Source organism: Paenibacillus sp. F024 (genome assembly GCF_057814255.1).
In genome coordinates, this window is sequence record NZ_JBVASZ010000002.1 from 56,392 (window position 1) to 73,509 (window position 17,118).

Sequence of the window (17,118 nt, forward strand, 5' to 3'; positions counted from 1 at the left end):
TTTCAAAACATTTTATTCCTAGGAAGGGGGAACCGAAAGATGGAATACTCAACTTTCGGAAGACACGTAGCTGTAGACACTTGGGGAGTCGATTTTGACCTTCTCAATAATGCTGAATGGTTACAAGCACAAATGGTAGAAGCAGCTGAGGTTTGTGGGGCAACCGTATTATCGGTACAGTCCAAACAATTTGAACCACAAGGCGCAACGGTTCTTGTATTACTGTCAGAAAGTCATCTCTCCATTCATACGTATCCTGAGAAAGGCTTCGCAGCGCTTGATTGCTACACCTGTGGCGAGACGGTTGACCCTCAGTTGGCTATCGAACACATGCTATCGGTTTTGAAGCCTGAGGTTACACACGCTAAAAAACTGGTTCGGGGTATGGGTGAGCTGCAAGTCGAAACACCGGTTTTGAAGCAAGCAGCGTTAGTTAAATAATGATTTTGGTGCAGATAAGATAACCACGGAACCATATCCGTGGTTATTTCTTTTCATTCCCTCCCATACATATCAAGTAAGGCTTGGCCGGTGCATGGTTTTTTCAGTAAACAAGTGTGGTTAAGCATATGGTATGTAAAGAAAATGAAATCGGCAAGTATATGTCTCGATATTCCGGAGGAAAATAGAAAAGGCAGCATTAGGTAATGCAAATTTTCGGAAAACGATTGTGAATGTGAAAAAAAGTTCATAAATTATGTCGAAGAAACACGGACAACTATGTTATAATAATTACAATTTAAGAGGAGGAGGCAGGTGAACGAGATGCATATCGTCGTAGCGGGTTTAAATTATCGTACAGCGCCGGTATCGATCAGAGAGAAGTTTGCATTTGCAGAAAAGGATTTGCCGCTGGCGTTAAAAGAGCTCAAAGGCATCAAGAGCGTGATGGAATGCGTCATCGTGGCCACCTGCAACCGGACTGAGCTATACGTTGTGGTTGACAGCCAACACTTGTGCGGAAATTTTTTGCGTGGGTTTATTGAAAAATGGTTTGATGTGCCCAAGGAGCAGTTTAATAAGCATCTTTATATTCTTGAGAATGAACAAGCCATAGAGCATTTGTTCCGGGTGACGAGCGGACTGGATTCCATGGTCATCGGTGAAACGCAAATTTTAGGGCAGGTTCGTGATGCCTTCCTTCTGTCACAACAGGAAAAGGCAACAGGCGTATTCTTTAATACGCTGTTCAAGCAGGCGGTCACGATGGCTAAACGTGCGCATACCGATACGGGAATCGGAGAAAATCCGGTATCGGTCAGCTATGCTGCAGTGGAGCTCGGCAAACGCATCTTCGGGAGCTACGAGCGCAAGAAAGTGCTTATTATCGGCGCCGGGAAGATGAGTGAGCTTACAGTCAAGCATCTGTACGCGAACGGGGCCGACAAAGTCATTGTCGTGAACCGGACGCTAAGCCGGGCGCGGGAGCTGGCAGATAAATTTAGCGGAATCGCAAGCACGATGGACCATTTGATGACTCATCTCGAAGAGGCCGATATTGTCATCAGTTCTACAGGGGCGTCCGGTTATGTATTAACTGCGGAACAGGTGTCTCCCATCTTACAGCGCCGCCGTTCGAGACCTTTGTTTATGATCGACATCGCCGTTCCGCGTGACCTGGATCCGCGTTTGGGCGAGATGCCGAATGTATTCCTGTATGATATTGACAATCTTCAATCTATCGTCAACTCCCATTTGGAAGAACGGCGTAAAGCGGCGGTACAGATTGAAGAGATGATTGGCGCGGAGATCGCAGCTTTTGGGCAGTGGACAAAGACGCTGGGTGTCAGCCCTGTCATTCAGGCGCTGCAAACCAAAGCGGCCTCCATTCATGAAGAAACGATGGACAGCTTGATGAAGAAGCTTCCCGAATTGGATGAACGCGAATTGAAGGTGATTCGCAAATTAACCAAAAGCATTGTCAATCAAATGCTGCGCGATCCCATTGTCCGCATTAAAGAAATGGCGGCCGAGCGTCATGGGGATGATGCGCTCGAAATGTTCACGAAAATTTTTGCCTTGGAAGAGCAATTGGCCGAGCAAAAGCGGATGGAGCAGGCGGCGCAGCAGCAGGAAGCGGATGCTGCGCAGGAGCGGATGAAAGAAGAGCTTCTTTCCAAGGTAAGGGCAACCGCGACGCCTGTTGACGCTTTGGCCAAAGCCTGACCGGAAAGGGAGGCCATGGTGACGCAAACTTGGTTGTATGATGCGATTATTTATATTTATGCCCTGAGCCTCCTGTTTTACTTCTCGGACTTTGTCGGTTCGAACCGAAGTGCGAAACGGATGGGAACAGGGTTGCTTTCTTTTGTATGGGTGTTACAAACCGCATACTTGATTTACAGTCTGATAGAACATAGAAATTTATCAACCTTTTCGATGTTCGAAACCTTGTTTATATTTTCTTGGCTGCTTGTTACCGTGTCTATCATCATCAACCGTTTTTTTCGGATCGAGCTGTTTGTTTTTTTAGTTAATGTATTAGGATTTGCCGTGCTGGCGGCCAACTTTTTCAGTAAGCCCGGGATTTCTCCTACACTTTCCCATTGGAATATTAATGACGAGCTTTTGTTCATTCATATTACTCTGGCGGTGGGAGGCTATGCGGCCTTTGTCGTCTCAGCGGTGTTTTCCGGCATGTATCTGTTTTTGCATCGCAAATTGAAGGAAAAGAAGTGGTCCCAACAGATGCTGCGGCTGCCGAGCTTGGAAAAGACGGATCACTATGCATTTGTTGCTGCGGTCATTGGCGCTCCGCTGCTGCTGCTGAGCATCTCCCTCGGGATTGTATGGATTGCGCTGGAGGGTGACCTCACACTCTTCTTTGACTCTAAAGTTGTGAACTCATGGTTTGTCCTATTGGCTTATATTTTTTATTTATTTCAACGGATGCTGTTGAGAGCACCGGGCAACCGTCTTGCGCTGTGGAATTTGGCGGCGTTCGGGATCACCCTGCTTAATTTTTTGCTGGCGAATTACTATTCCGGCTTTCACCAGTGGTCCTAAGGGGAGTCGTTGCGGATGACGGCAGATTCGGAAGGGCTTGTGACGGACTCGAAAAATGGCGTCAAAATATGGTATCCGGTGCTTCTTGATCTCGAAGGCAGGCCGTGTCTAATTGTCGGCGGCGGAGGGGTGGCCGAACGTAAAACACGTACCCTTTTGGATGCCGGCGCGATCGTAACTGTGATCAGCCCGCAGCTTACGCCGCAATTGAAAGCTTGGGCGGAGAAAGGGCTAATACGGACGCGCCGCGAGGCATATACGCCCGGTCTTCCCCTGTTGGCGGAAGCGCGGCTCGTGTTCGCAGCTACCGGTGATGCCGAGGTGAATGCGCAGGTATGCGCCGAAGCGGATGCGCTCGGCAAGCTTGCAAACTCGGCAGACGATGCGGAGGCCGGCGGGTTTATTGTTCCTGCGACATTGAGGCGCGGCCGATTGACGGTGGCGGTATCGACGGCCGGTGCTAGCCCTGCACTGGCTGCTGAGGTGCGGCGCCGGCTCGAGGATATGTTTGGCGAAGAGTACTCGCCGTATCTTGAATTGATGCATGAGCTTAGGATGACAGTCCAAGCTATCGTTTCGGATACGTCTGTACGACAAAAACTGTTTAGGGCCATGCTTGCATGGGAGCTCCTTCCCTTGTTCAAGTCAGGGCAGCTGCCTGACGAACGTATCAGGTCGGAACTTCTGGGGCGCTTGGCTGAAAATCCGACGGCCGATGGGATTCGCAGCATCGGAGACTGGCTGCGGCGTCTACAAGGCTCTTGGGATGGGCATGAATGAAAAGTGAACAAACATTGCGAATTGCATACAGCGAACCATGATTTAACGAAAAGGCTTCGATCAGAAGCTTTTCTTCATTTACATTAAGTCATCAGCTATAGAGGCTGACGGAATGGACAAGGGGTTGACCGAACGCATGCGAAAAATCGTTGTAGGTACCAGACAGAGTGCGCTTGCTTTGACGCAAACCGGACAAGTCATCGAGCAGCTTAAGCAATTATGTCAGAAGAACGGCATCGATGTGGAGTTCGAATTGAAAAAAATAGTGACCAAAGGTGATCGGATTCTCGATGTAACGTTATCCAAGGTTGGGGGTAAGGGGTTATTCGTTAAAGAAATCGAGCAGGCGCTGCTTGACGGTGAAATCGATCTGGCGGTACATAGTATGAAGGACATGCCTTTTGAGCTTCCGGAGGGATTGGTCATTGGCGCTATCCCTGAACGTGAAGATCCAAGAGACGGATTGATTACCCTCGGAGGACGGGGGTTGGACGACCTTCCCGAGGGCGCAAAGGTCGGAACAAGCAGCTTGCGGCGCGCAAGCCAACTGCAGAACTATCGGCCGGATCTCCAAATCGAACCGGTTAGAGGCAACATCGATTCAAGGCTGCGCAAGCTGGAGACGGAAGGCTTTGATGCCATCGTTCTGGCGGCCGCCGGCTTGCGCCGGGTTGGCTGGGAGGATCGCATCAGCGTTTACTTGCCTCCCGAGCTGTGTCTGCCGGCTGTAGGGCAAGGAGCGCTGTGTATCGAGTGCCGCAGCGACAACCAGTTCGTGCTGAATCTGCTGACCAAGTACCGCCATGAGCCTACGGCGATTGCCGTAGCTGCGGAACGAAGCTTTCTGGGACGTTTGAATGGCGGCTGCCAGGTTCCGATCGGCGCATACGCCCGGCTGGGCGGAGACCATGCCGAAGGAAAATCGGAAATCACGCTGACCGGTATGGTCGGATCGCCGGACGGCAAACAGATGTTAAAAGAAACGATGACCGGAACGGATCCGGAGAAGCTGGGGTTAGCTTTAGCCGAGGCATTAATCGCCAGAGGAGCCGCAGAGCTGCTGTCCATAGCCGGGGAATAGGGGAGAAACGCTTGTGAATAAGGGTGTCGTTTATCTTGTCGGTGCCGGACCAGGGGATCCGAAGCTGATAACGTTAAGAGGCTTAGAGGCCATACAGCGGGCCGATGTGGTTGTATACGACAGATTGGCCAGCCCGCGTCTCCTGAAGCATATGAAGGCCGGCGCGGAGAAAATATTTGTGGGGAAGCTGCCAGACAAGCATATGATGAAGCAGGAGGAGATCAACCAGCTGCTGGTTGATCTTGCGCTTCAAGGGAAGACGGTAACCCGGCTCAAGGGCGGAGATCCCAGCGTGTTCGGACGAGTGGGAGAGGAAGCGGAGCTGCTTGCGGAAAACGGGATCACGTTTGAAATTGTTCCCGGCATTACCTCCGCCATTGCCGTACCGGCTTACGCAGGAATTCCGGTAACGCATCGGGACTTTACCTCTTCCTTCTCCATTGTTACGGGGCATGAATATAAAAATAAAACCTACTCCAGCGTGAATTGGGAGAACTTATCGCAAGCCTCCGGCACACTGATTTTTTTGATGGGTGTGGCGAATTTGGAGCAAATCTGCAATCAGCTGATTCTGGGCGGCAAATCTCCGGAGACCCCGGTAGCACTCATTCGTTGGGGAACCTGGATGGAGCAGGAAACCCTAACGGGAACCTTGATGGATATCGTGGCAAAGGTGAAAGCCGCCAATTTTCAATCGCCTGCAGTGACCATCGTTGGCGAAGTCGTAAAGTTAAGAGACAAGCTCTGCTGGTTAGAGAAGAAGCCGCTTTTCGGGCGGCGGATCCTGGTTACACGTGCACGCAGTCAAGCCAGTGACTTGGTCAGCCAGATTGACGAGCTGGGTGGAGAAGCGGTAGAGTTTCCTGTGATTCGTACGCAGCAGACCGCTGATCCCGATGCGCAAGCGTTGAGAGATGACGCCATTAGCTCCCTGGAACAGTTTGACTGGATTATGTTTACAAGTGTAAACGGCGTGGAGTTTTTCTTTCAAAGAATGCGGGAGCTGCGTAAGGATATTCGCTCTCTTGCGAAGGCGCGTATTGCTGCCGTCGGCCCGAAAACAGCGGAGGCCTTGGAGGACCGGGGCCTTCTGATTGAAACCATCCCATCACGATATCAAGGGGATGCGCTTCCTGAGGTTTTGGCTGAAAGCCTGCAGGCGGGTCAGCGTGTGCTTCTCCCTACAGCGGATATTGCTCGCGATGCTTTGCCTGATAAGCTAAAAGAACTCGGACTGCACGTAACCAAAATCGATATGTATGAGACGGTGCTGGATACCGGCGGCGGAGAAGAAATTATCGAGCTGCTGAAGCAGAGTAAAATTCATATTGTCACGTTTACAAGCTCGTCTACCGTAACGAATTTGCTTCGCGCATTAAAGGAGCTTGGCGAGCAGGAGCCGCTTGAACTGCTTCGCGGGTGCGAGATTGCTTGTATCGGCCCGTTGACCGCCAATACCGCCAAGGAGGCGGGACTGAATGTAAACTATATAGCCGAAGAAGCGACGGTTTCATCACTTGTATCCAGCTTGTATCAACAAAATAACGATGAATAAAGCCGATTAACTGCAGCTAGGAGGAGATCTTATGAGTTTCCCGCTCGTTCGAAATCGCAGACTGCGTACGTCTCACGCCATGCGTAATCTGGTGAGAGAGCATGCTGTATCCACGTATGATTTGATTTATCCGATATTTGTAACACATGGCTCCGGAATTAAGGAAGAAATCGGTTCGATGCCGGGTGTGTACCATTTGTCGTTGGACCGGTTGGAAGAAGAAATTCGGGAATTGACGGCTCTAGGCATTCAAGCCATTCTTCTGTTTGGCGTTCCTGAGCATAAAGACGCTCACGGAAGCTCGGCTTATGACGTGAACGGTATCGTTCAGCAGGCCACCCGCCGGATTAAAGAATGGAACCCGCAGCTGTTGGTCATTGCGGATACCTGCCTGTGCCAATTTACCGACCATGGGCATTGCGGTATCGTTCATTTTGATGAAACCAAAGGGCGTGCCGAGGTATTGAACGACCCTACGCTGGAGCTGCTCGTCAAAACGGCCGTATCTCAAGCCGAAGCCGGTGCCGATATCATTGCACCGTCAAATATGATGGACGGTTTCGTTTATGCGATCCGTCAAGGACTGGATGAAGCCGGATTTGAGCACGTGCCTGTCATGTCTTATTCCGTCAAATACTCTTCTTCGTTCTACGGACCGTTCCGTGATGCGGCCCATTCGGCTCCGCAGTTTGGCGACCGGAAGACGTACCAGATGGATCCTGCGAATTCCCGCGAGGCGCTGCGTGAAGCGGATGCCGATGTTGCGGAGGGAGCCGATTTTCTCATGGTAAAGCCGGCGCTTGCCTATATGGATATGATCCGGATGCTGCGCGACCGCTATGAGCTTCCGATTGTCGCATACAACGTCAGTGCGGAGTATTCCATGGTAAAAGCCGCTTCCGCACAAGGCTGGATCGATGAGAAGGCCATCGTGATGGAAACGATGGTAGGCTTTAAGCGGGCCGGAGCGGATATGATCATTACTTATTTCGCGAAGGACATCGCCCGTTGGTTGAAAGAAGAATAAACCGAAACGGACTCCTACGTTTGTCCCCCGGCTTAGCTGAGGGGACAAACGTTTTTTCATCGTCTGGCCGTTTAGCGGTTATGCTCACGAAGCAATGTCTCAAGAGCTTTGCGCATTTCCTTTTCTTTTCTACGGGCGAGCCAGGCTTCTTTTTTTAAAGATTTTTGCAGCGAGAAGCACATCAGGATCATAATGACCGAAAAGGGCAAAGCACTGACAATGGAAGCGGTCTGCAAAGCATTGAGGCCTTGGCTGATCAGAAGAACAATCGCAATGGCAGCCTGCAGAAGCCCCCAGGACAATTTCATCCGGTTTGAGGGCGTAGGGCTTCCTTTGGAAGAAAGCATACCGAGCACAAAGGTAGCTGAGTCCGCCGAGGTGATGAAGAAGGTGACGATCAGCAGAGTAGCCAAACCGGCTAACAGGGTGCCGAAAGGCAGATGTTGGAGGGTAGCGAATAATGCGGAGGTCACATCGCGATCCACACTTTCGGCAATAGGAAATCCCTCAAATAACTGAAAATGGAGCGCGATACTGCCGAAGACTGAAAACCATAAGAAGCTGAAGAGACTGGGGATCAGCAAAACTCCAAATACGAATTCCTTGATGGTCCGCCCCCGGGACACTCTCGCAATAAAGGTACCTACGAACGGTGCCCAAGCGATCCACCATGCCCAATAGAACAAAGTCCAGTTGCTGATCCAGGTACCGCCGCTAAAGGGTGTCAGCCGCAGGCTCATTTGAATTAAATTTTGCAAATAATCTCCCAATGTGGTGGTAAAGGTATCGAGAATAAACGGTGTGGGGCCCGTCAGCCAAGTAAAGACCAAAAGACTTAAGGCAATGAGCAAATTCGTATTGCTGAGCCACTTGATTCCGCGATTCAAACCGGATAAGGAAGAAAGCAGATACAAAACGGTCAAGCAAGCGATAATAGCGATTTGAATACCGGGATCGTTCCGAACTCCCCACAGAAAGGCCAGTCCCCCATTAATCTGCAAAGCTCCGAGTCCTAATGAAGTGGCTACTCCGAAGGCGGTGGCGATAATCGAGAGAATATCGATGGCTTTGCCGATCGGTCCGTTGGCCTGATCTCCCAATAAGGGTGTGAAGGTCTGACTGATCAAGCCGCTTTGCTTTTTCCGAAATTGAAAATAGGCCAGCGTCACGCCAATGACGGTATAAATGGCCCACGGATGCAACCCCCAATGAAAAAAGGCGTAGCGCATGGCCAACCGAGCCGATTCCGGTGTATACCCCTGAGCGCCGAGCGGCGGCTTCATAAAGTGGGATACCGGTTCCGCTACCCCCCAGAACACCAGTCCGATCCCCATACCTGCGCTGAACAGCATGGCAAACCAGCTCAGGTCTGAAAAACTCGGCTCGTCCTCATCGTCTCCCAAACGGATTTTTCCGTATTTACTGAAGCCCAGGTAGACGACAAACAGCAAAAATCCGAAGGTGACCAGCAGATACAGCCATCCGAAGGTTTGCGTTGTAAACTCAAGCAGGCTTCCTGCCGAGGAAGAGAGCCCTTCGGGCGAAACGACGCCCCAAGCTACAAATGCCAAAATAATGATACAAGAAATAGCGAAAACCATAATCCAGCCTCCGTTTTTAGAATGTCCGGGATATTTTTCCCTGGAAACGGATCAAGCATGTACCGCTGTGTGCTCTGTCATACTTTTGTCGGAAAGCGGCGGATGACACACGTTGTTACATGCTTCCAAATAGGGCATAATGGAAAGTATATTATGGGAGTATGCGGAAAAGAGGAAACCTAGATGAGCTATAACGATTTGTTTATTCGGGCTTGCAAAAAACAGGCTGTAGACACGCTGCCGGTGTGGTATATGCGCCAGGCGGGAAGATATGACCCGGATTACCGCAAAATCAAGGAAAAATACAGCCTTCTCGAAATCTGTTTACAGCCGGAGCTGGCGGCGGAAGTGACGATGATGCCGGTGAAAAAGCTTGGCGTCGATGCGGCGATTTTGTATTCGGATATCATGAATCCCGTCGCTTCGATCGGCATCGATTTTGATATTATCAAAAATATCGGTCCGGTGATCCATAACCCGATTCGCACGGCTGCGGATGTGCAGAAGCTGAAGCCAATTGAAGTGGAGAAAGATTTATCTCATGTCCTCAAGACGATTGAAATTTTGGCCGGCGAGCTGCAGGTTCCGCTTATTACGTTTGCCGGCGCGCCATTTACCATTGCCAGCTATTTGATCGAAGGCAAGCCTTCCAAGAGCTACATCCGCACCAAAGGGCTGATGTACGGCGAACCGAAGGTTTGGTTCGAGCTGATGGACAAATTGGGAGATATGGTTATAGCCTATTTAAAGGCGCATATCGCATCCGGCGCCAAGGCGGTCCAATTATTCGACAGCTGGGTGGGTGCATTGTCCCCGGCCGATTTTCAGACGTATGTGCTTCCGACGATTCGTCGTATTTTTGCCGAGCTGGAGTCTTATGAGCAGCCGAAAATATATTTCCCGGGCGTCAGCTCCGGAGAGCTTCTGCCTTATTTACGCGACATTCAGGCTGACGTTATCGGACTTGATTGGCGCGTTCCGATTACAGAAGGCCGACAGCGGGTAGGCAGCCGGTTTGCGGTACAGGGCAATTTGGACCCTTACGTGCTCACGGCTCCCATGTCCGTCATTGAAGAGCAAGCCAAGGCCATTATTGACGAGGGGATTCAAGAGCCGGGATATGTATTTAATCTTGGACACGGTTTGTTCCCGGAGGCCTCTTTAGAGAAGCTGAAGGAGCTTACGGACTTTATCCATACGTATTCCCGCCAGGCGCTGAAAGCGCAGGGATCTTTTAAACAAGAAAGCGGTGTATAGCATGAGCGAGACGGAAATCAAACGGATTGGTGTTCTGGTCATGTCTTACGGAACACCCGAAAGCATCGATGACATTGAAGCCTATTACACGCATATCCGCAGAGGGCATCCTCCGACGCCGGAGCAGCTGCAGGATTTGAAGGACCGATATGAAGCGATTGTGGGAGGCGTTTTTCCGCTTAGGGAGAACACCGATAAGCAAGTGAAAGCTCTGGAGGACCGGCTGAACGAGAAATATCCCGGAACGACGTTTATATGCTATCAAGGCTTAAAGCATGCGGCTCCTTTTATTGAGGACGGCGTCGAGCAAATGGTTCAAGACGGACTTACGGAAGCGGTTGGCGTCGTGCTGGCTCCGCATTATTCCGCGATGAGTGTAGGCGGTTATATCAAACGGGCGAAGGCGAAGGCGGATGAGCTTGGTTTAAGCATCCGGTTCGTTCGCAGCTACCATCTGCATCCCAAGCTGATCGATGCATTGGCGGAGCGTGTGGAGGAAGGCTTGAACCGGTTTGAGGGTGTGGAGAAGGACCGGGTTAAGGTCATTTTTAGCGCTCACAGCCTGCCGGAAAAAATTCTCGAAATGAAGGATCCGTACCCGGAACAGCTGCTGGAAACCTCCAAGGCGATCGCTGCTCAAACGGGCTTGACGAATTGGCAGTTCGGATGGCAAAGCGCTGGACAGACCGGAGAGCCCTGGCTTGGTCCCGATGTTCTGGACGTGCTTCGAACCATCAAGCAGGAGAAGCAGGTGGAAAATGTGCTGATCTGTCCGATCGGTTTTGTATCCGATCATCTCGAAATTTTGTACGATCTCGATATCGAAGCGCAGCAAACCGCTCGCGAGCTCGGACTGCATCTGGAGCGCACCCGCTCCTTGAATACCGATCCGTTGTACATGGAAGCGTTAAGCGACGTCGTTTACGGGCAGTTGGAGAGGAACTGAGGGTATGGACGGCAGCGCCAGACACGTCGTTATTATAGGCGGGGGCATCACTGGGCTTACCGCCGCTTATTATTTGAAAAAAAGTACGAGCATTCCTTTGCGGATTACGGTGATGGAAAGAGGCGAGACGTTCGGGGGGAAAATTCGAACGTTAAAGCGGGACGGCTTCATTATTGAAAAGGGTCCGGATTCGTTCTTGGCGCGAAAGCAGCCCATCATCGATTTAACGCGGGAGCTTGGTCTGGAGGACCGGCTGACCGGCACGAATCCGAACGCGAAGAAAACATACATCCTATCGGGCGGGAAGCTTCACCGGATGCCTGCCGGTCTCATGCTGGGCATTCCTACCCAGCTGGTTCCGTTCATGAAGACAGGGCTTTTGTCGATGTCCGGCAAGGCACGTGCCGCGTTGGATTTGGCCTTGCCCAAACGGACTTCGGCGGAGGATGAGTCGCTTGGACACTTTTTGGAGCGGCGGTTGGGGACGGAGGTGCTTACGCAAATCGCCGAGCCCTTGCTGGCCGGCATCTATGCGGGCGATACGTACAACTTGAGCTTAAGAGCAACCTTCCCGCAATTTCACGCGATTGAACAGAAGCACCGGAGTCTGATCCTGGGCATGCTGCAAAATCGGAAAGCGGGCGGTGAAGAAAGCCGGACGCTGCCCGAAGCAGCGCGCAATACGACGTTTCTGACGTACAAGGATGGTTTGGAGACACTGGTCCATGCTCTGCTGGATGCGCTTGATGATGTGCGTTTTCTTAAGCAGTGCGGGGTTTCAAGGGTTGAGAAGACGGGGACAGGTTATCGCGTCATTCGGGAAAGCGGCGAGACGGAGGACGCGGATGGCGTCATTATGGCGCTTCCCGCATACGGCATTAGCGAAGTGCTCGGCTCCGAAGTTCCCGAGGTACGGGAGCTGGACCGGATCGAATATGTCTCCGTAGCTAATATCATCTTGGCGTTTGATTCCAAGGATATGGTGCGGGAGCTCGACGGTTCCGGATTTGTCGTGCCAAGACGGGAAGGGCGGTTTATTACGGCTTGTACCTGGACCTCCATGAAATGGCTGCATACCGCTCCAAGCGGCAAAGTACTGCTGCGCTGCTATGTCGGGCGTTCCGGGGACGAGCGCTGGCTTCATATGTCGGCGGATGAAGTTCTTCAGGCGGTTCGCAAGGACTTGAAGGAAACGATGGGAATTACAGCCGAGCCGCTATTTACGGAAATGACGAAGCTGATGCATTCTATGCCGCAATATCCTGTCGGACATCTTGAGCTTATCGGCGGCGTTCGAAAAGTGTTGTCCGAACGGATGCCCGGTGTGCTGATGACGGGAGCCGCGTTCCAAGGCGTAGGTTTGCCGGATTGTATCCGTCAGGGAAAGGAAGCCGCAAAGCAAATGGCCGCATATCTTCAGTAGGATAAAGATAAAGCCCGAGATGATCGGGCTTTACGTGTATCGGAATACAGGTATGTCGGTCTGGCTTGTTAATGGTATAATGACTGTGAGATCATGCGGCAATCGTAGTTTTGTAATTGGTTTCAAGCACAATTATAGTAAAGGTGGGGCCTAAATGAACGAAAAGCGCAAACGTTCCGACTTGCGTTCTGCAGAAGCTTTCGCGGAAGCCAAAAAATACATACCCGGTGGGGTGAACAGTCCGGTTCGCGCCTTCAAATCGGTTGGTCTTACACCGCTGTTTATGGTTAAGGGAGCCGGTTCGCGTGTGTATGACTTGGACGGAAACGAATTTATTGATTACATCGGCTCCTGGGGGCCGCTGATTATGGGTCACGCCCATCCGGAAGTGGTTGAGGCCGTCAAACGTACGGCGGAGCTTGGGACAAGCTTTGGAGCGCCGACAGAGCTGGAGACGGATATGGCCAAGCTGGTGGCGGAAAGGGTTCCATCGATCGAGGTTGTACGGATGGTGAATTCCGGTACGGAGGCGACGATGAGCGCGCTTCGGCTTGCGAGAGGCTATACAGGCCGCAGCAAAATCCTCAAGTTCGAAGGATGTTACCACGGGCATGCGGATTCGCTGCTGATTAAAGCGGGTTCGGGGGTGGCTACGCTCGGCCTTCCCGACAGCCCCGGTGTGCCGGAATCTGTAGCAGTCAATACCATTACGGTGCCTTATAATGATCTGGAGTCCGTAAAGCTTGCGTTTGAAAAGTTCGGTGAAGAAATTGCAGCGGTCATCGTCGAGCCCATCGCCGGGAACATGGGTGTGGTTCCGCCTCAGCCGGGCTTTCTTGAAGGTCTCCGTCAAACGACCTCTGCCTACGGAAGCTTGCTGATCTTCGATGAGGTCATGACCGGCTTTCGCGTCGGCTTGCACAGCGCTCAAGGGCTCTATGGCATTACGCCGGATCTCACGTGTCTGGGCAAGGTCATCGGTGGAGGACTTCCGGTAGGCGCCTATGGAGGAAAGCGGGAGATCATGGAGCATATGGCTCCGGCAGGACCGATTTACCAGGCGGGAACGCTGTCAGGAAATCCACTCGCGATGGCGGCCGGTTATACGACGTTGAAGCTGCTGGGAGCGCCGGGCGTTTATGAGGAGCTGGAACGGAAGTCCGCCAAGCTGGAGCAAGGCTTTCTTAAGAACGCCTCAGAGCTGGGAATCTCGTCTACCATCAACCGTGTTGGGTCCATGGTTTGCCCGTTCTTCACAGACACGAAAGTGATCAATTATGAGACGGCGAAGCAGTCCGATTTGGCTCGGTTTAACCGTTATTTCGCTGCGCTGCTCGACAACGGTGTCAGTATCGCTCCATCGCAGTTTGAAGGGATGTTTGTTTCCGCAGCTCACACCGACGCGGATATTGATGCCACGATTGAGGCGCATTATCAGGCGCTGAAGAGCTTGTGATCCTCAAGCCGTTCGGAGGATGACGGCAGATATCGCGTGTAAAACGATAAATACACTTATAAAGCCGCCCCGTCTTCTTCAATAGTAGAAGACGGGGCGGCTTTGATTATCAACAGCTTTGAAGCGAATATCGAGGCTGTCGGTTCAATTTACTTTGGCATCGGAACGGGCTCCGGCGCGGCTCCTGCGGAATCCGTTTCGGGTTTGGTTTCAGCGGGTTTATTGGATTGCCCTGTGGAGGTCTTATCGGAGCCTCCGTCAACAACAGGCGAAGGAGCCGGGTCGGCAGCCGTCAGTGGCGCGTTCTTGTCCGCAGGGACGCTGACGGCTGCCGATTTCCCAGTATCCTTCGATTCCTTCGCGGAAGGAGCTGTCGAAGAGGACGGTGAGCCTCCCGCACTGCTCTGCTTGCCCTCGGCAGTTCCGGCGGAGGAGCCGGTTTTGGCGTTGGTGCCATGATCTTTCGCGCCTGCAGCAGGCTGATTCTGGGCTGCTTGCGGCGCGCTTTTCGCTTTTTCACTGCCCGCGGGTTTGACCGGAGCAGGAGCTGGGCTTTGCTGCTGGCGTGCTTTCTTTTCCGCTTGCTCCCGCAAAAAGTCAGGATGGTCATAGGAGCCTCCCGGATCGATTTTGTCGATCCCGTCCCAGACACGGTTGGCGACAGCAGATGACGGATTGTCATACACAAGAAATGCGGACGGCAGTCTGCGCTCGCCGTAACGGCTGGACGGATGGGTAATCAGCTCTCCTTCGACCACCATTTCGGAGGAAGCGCCCCCGTCTAAATTTCCGGCGTTGACGGCCCCTTCCTTCAGCAGCAAATCTTGAACTTCCTTCAAGGTGGCTCCTACGCTGTTGGACTGTCGTCCGTCGATGACGATGAAAATGACGGTTCCGTCGGCTTTTTGTCCGACGGCGGTCCGCGGGGCACGGCCCCACCCGCCGTCCCCGCTGGTAATGAGCGGCTTGCCGTTGGCAATCAGCCTTGGATAGAACGAAACGGCTTCGGAAATTCCCATGTCCCTCAGCTCAAAAATGTTATATTTGCCTATGACGAGCTTCCCTTCCTTGGTAAAGCCGACAATATGCTGAGGAATGCTGCCGTCTTGATCGGTAAAGATGATATCGCCGCCCGATATAACGACACCGATGGCGGCAAAGCCGTTGCCCAGTCCCTCGGGATCATCGAAGCTCCCTCCATTGACGCCGGCAACGGCACCGGTACGGCTGACCATCGAGGTGATACGTTCACCTTCTCCCGATTTGGAGGGCGTCATGACGCGAATCGATTTGGGATCGTACACGTACATTTTTTTGCCTTTCCATAACGGTCCCGAGATATCTTCAATTTTAATCAGATCGGCTGCCGATCGGTTTTTTCCGATGCTCACCAACCCCAGATCCTGCTTTTCTCTGGCGGCGTCTTCAATCGCGTTCTGCATTTTCAGTACCAGTAAATCCCGTTCCTCGGCTCCGACAAAAATCCAGGCCCAGCTCCGGTGCTGCGTGGTAATGACCGTTTCAGCAAGCCATCCTCTGATTTCACTTCCCGGCTTGGACAAAAATAAAAAACTGGAGACCAAAAAGGCGAACAGAGCGCCCCAAAACAGCGTTCTCTTCAGCCGGCCCCAGCCACGGATAGTTTGCAAGACAGTAACCAATCGAATTCTCTCCTAATATCTGAAGTTATCGAAATGAACATTGGTTAAATGATAGTAATCTTTCACATTCTATCATATTCTATAAATGATGAACAGGGATTTGATAGAGTAAGATGGAGGATACCCTGGCAGTGCAACCGCTTTGAGAAAAAGCCGTGCTTTGGTAAAATGATGTTAAGTTTGCGGATGGGGGAAGTTATGTGTTCTTAAAAAAATACAGTTTTTTTGGCATAACGCTGGAAATGATCCTCGTCATGGGGCTGTTTATTGTCCTTCTTTTGGTCATCATGGCGGCGGCGAGAATCGAATGGAGCCGCCGGCGGACAAAACGTGCTGCGGATAGAGCCAAGGGGGATTCCTGAGATGAACACTTGGCGCCGAAAAGGGGAATGGCTTGAATGGACGACCAGGCAGGACGTACATTCAATAGAAGATATCCGCAATGCATTGGCTGAAACGATCGGGGACCGGTTTCTTCAGAGGCTGATCCGCTCAAGCCATGTTCAGTGGAAAGGCCGCAGGATTATGCTCCGCTTGTTTCCGGAGGAAGAGCTTCAATATGTGCCGGAATGGGCGGAAATCGAAGTGCTCTATGAGGACGATTTTAGCCTTGTAGCCAATAAGCCGGCAGGCATGAAGGTACATCCTACGCGCGATGGGGAGACCGGTACGCTGCTTCATGCATTGGGGTGGCATCTGGCATCCACAGGACAGCGCTGCCGCCCGCGTCATATTCACCGGTTGGATGAGGATACGACAGGACCGGTACTGGTGGCCAAGAACGAATGGGCGCAAGTCCGTTTGGATGAAGTGATGCGCCACAAGCGTATAGAGCGGATATATGTGGCTCTGGTCCAGGGGCAGCCTTCCGAAAGCGGCGGCATCATCGACGCGCCGATCGGACGGGACCGGCATCATGCGACAAGAAGGCGGGTATCCCGAACGGGGGATGCGGCAGTGACCCGATATGAGGTCTTGGAAATCTTAGAACATTCTTCACTCGTACGGTTAAGGCTGGAGACAGGCAGAACGCACCAAATCCGCGTTCATATGAGTCATATGGGACAGCCTCTGCTTGGAGACCTCCTTTACGGCGGACACGCGGCCGGAATGGCCAGACAAGCGCTGCACGGAGAGCAGCTGATGTTTCCGGATCCGCTCACGGGGGAAGTTGTGCAGGTGCGCGCGCCTTGGCCCGAAGACTTTGCCGCCCTTTACGGGCAATTGAAAAAATAGTAGTCATGCTCCTCCCGCGGCAGCCATATAAATTGTAAAGACCAATGCGCTGACGAACTTTCTTTTTTATGGAAAGGTGCAATATGGAA

15 protein-coding genes are annotated in these 17,118 nt (G+C 52.0%); 13 read left to right on the top strand and 2 right to left on the bottom strand.

Annotated features, from left to right (window positions below):
* Positions 1 to 39: 39 nt before the first annotated feature.
* The 7 genes from speD (at position 40) to hemB (ending at position 7,449) form a co-directional block, all read left to right on the top strand.
* Positions 40 to 441: an adenosylmethionine decarboxylase gene (gene speD, locus ACZYR9_RS04115; RefSeq protein ID WP_488977196.1), complete on the top strand. Its 402-nt coding sequence runs from the start codon at positions 40 to 42 to the stop codon at positions 439 to 441.
* Between the two features lie 324 nt (positions 442 to 765).
* Positions 766 to 2,166 (top strand): glutamyl-tRNA reductase, encoded by a 1,401-nt coding sequence (gene hemA, locus ACZYR9_RS04120; protein WP_488977397.1) that lies wholly within the window; start codon positions 766 to 768, stop codon positions 2,164 to 2,166.
* A 15-nt stretch (positions 2,167 to 2,181) separates the two neighbouring features.
* Positions 2,182 to 3,006: a cytochrome c biogenesis protein CcsA gene (gene ccsA / locus ACZYR9_RS04125; protein ID WP_488977197.1), complete on the top strand. Its 825-nt coding sequence runs from the start codon at positions 2,182 to 2,184 to the stop codon at positions 3,004 to 3,006.
* Positions 3,007 to 3,021: 15 nt separating this feature from the next.
* Positions 3,022 to 3,786 (top strand): precorrin-2 dehydrogenase/sirohydrochlorin ferrochelatase family protein, encoded by a 765-nt coding sequence (locus tag ACZYR9_RS04130; protein ID WP_488977198.1) that lies wholly within the window; start codon positions 3,022 to 3,024, stop codon positions 3,784 to 3,786.
* A 136-nt stretch (positions 3,787 to 3,922) separates the two neighbouring features.
* Entirely contained in the window at positions 3,923 to 4,867 is a 945-nt protein-coding gene (gene hemC, locus ACZYR9_RS04135; protein WP_488977398.1) for a hydroxymethylbilane synthase, read from the top strand.
* Between the two features lie 13 nt (positions 4,868 to 4,880).
* Positions 4,881 to 6,422, top strand: coding sequence for a uroporphyrinogen-III C-methyltransferase (cobA, locus tag ACZYR9_RS04140; protein ID WP_488977199.1), 1,542 nt, complete (start codon positions 4,881 to 4,883; stop codon positions 6,420 to 6,422).
* Positions 6,423 to 6,453: 31 nt separating this feature from the next.
* Entirely contained in the window at positions 6,454 to 7,449 is a 996-nt protein-coding gene (gene hemB / locus ACZYR9_RS04145; RefSeq protein WP_488977200.1) for a porphobilinogen synthase, read from the top strand.
* Between the two features lie 71 nt (positions 7,450 to 7,520).
* Here the strand turns inward: hemB and ACZYR9_RS04150 are convergent, their stop codons facing one another.
* Positions 7,521 to 9,050, bottom strand: coding sequence for a glycine betaine uptake BCCT transporter (locus ACZYR9_RS04150; RefSeq protein WP_488977201.1), 1,530 nt, complete (start codon positions 9,048 to 9,050; stop codon positions 7,521 to 7,523).
* Positions 9,051 to 9,233: 183 nt separating this feature from the next.
* Here ACZYR9_RS04150 and hemE point away from each other — a divergent pair, with 183 nt between their 5' ends.
* From hemE to hemL, 4 genes are all read left to right on the top strand, one after another.
* The gene (hemE, locus tag ACZYR9_RS04155) at positions 9,234 to 10,307 is read left to right on the top strand and encodes a uroporphyrinogen decarboxylase (RefSeq protein ID WP_488977202.1); all 1,074 of its coding nucleotides are present in this window, start codon (positions 9,234 to 9,236) and stop codon (positions 10,305 to 10,307) included.
* A gap of 1 nt (position 10,308) precedes the next feature.
* Positions 10,309 to 11,253, top strand: a complete 945-nt coding sequence (gene hemH / locus ACZYR9_RS04160) for a ferrochelatase (RefSeq protein WP_488977203.1) — start codon at positions 10,309 to 10,311, stop codon at positions 11,251 to 11,253.
* Positions 11,254 to 11,257: 4 nt separating this feature from the next.
* Positions 11,258 to 12,676, top strand: coding sequence for a protoporphyrinogen oxidase (gene hemG / locus ACZYR9_RS04165; protein WP_488977204.1), 1,419 nt, complete (start codon positions 11,258 to 11,260; stop codon positions 12,674 to 12,676).
* A 154-nt stretch (positions 12,677 to 12,830) separates the two neighbouring features.
* The gene (gene hemL / locus ACZYR9_RS04170) at positions 12,831 to 14,132 is read left to right on the top strand and encodes a glutamate-1-semialdehyde 2,1-aminomutase (protein WP_488977205.1); all 1,302 of its coding nucleotides are present in this window, start codon (positions 12,831 to 12,833) and stop codon (positions 14,130 to 14,132) included.
* A 149-nt stretch (positions 14,133 to 14,281) separates the two neighbouring features.
* On the opposite strand, the gene ACZYR9_RS04175 is transcribed toward hemL, so the two are convergent.
* Positions 14,282 to 15,793 (bottom strand): phosphodiester glycosidase family protein, encoded by a 1,512-nt coding sequence (locus ACZYR9_RS04175; protein ID WP_488977206.1) that lies wholly within the window; start codon positions 15,791 to 15,793, stop codon positions 14,282 to 14,284.
* A 200-nt stretch (positions 15,794 to 15,993) separates the two neighbouring features.
* On the opposite strand from ACZYR9_RS04175, the gene ACZYR9_RS04180 reads away from it, so the two are divergent.
* On the top strand, positions 15,994 to 16,155 hold the full coding sequence (locus ACZYR9_RS04180) for a hypothetical protein (protein WP_488977207.1): 162 nt from the start codon (positions 15,994 to 15,996) through the stop codon (positions 16,153 to 16,155).
* A 1-nt stretch (position 16,156) separates the two neighbouring features.
* Complete coding sequence (locus tag ACZYR9_RS04185; RefSeq protein WP_488977208.1) at positions 16,157 to 17,029, top strand: RluA family pseudouridine synthase; 873 nt, start codon at positions 16,157 to 16,159, stop codon at positions 17,027 to 17,029.
* The last annotated feature ends 89 nt before the right edge of the window (positions 17,030 to 17,118 follow it).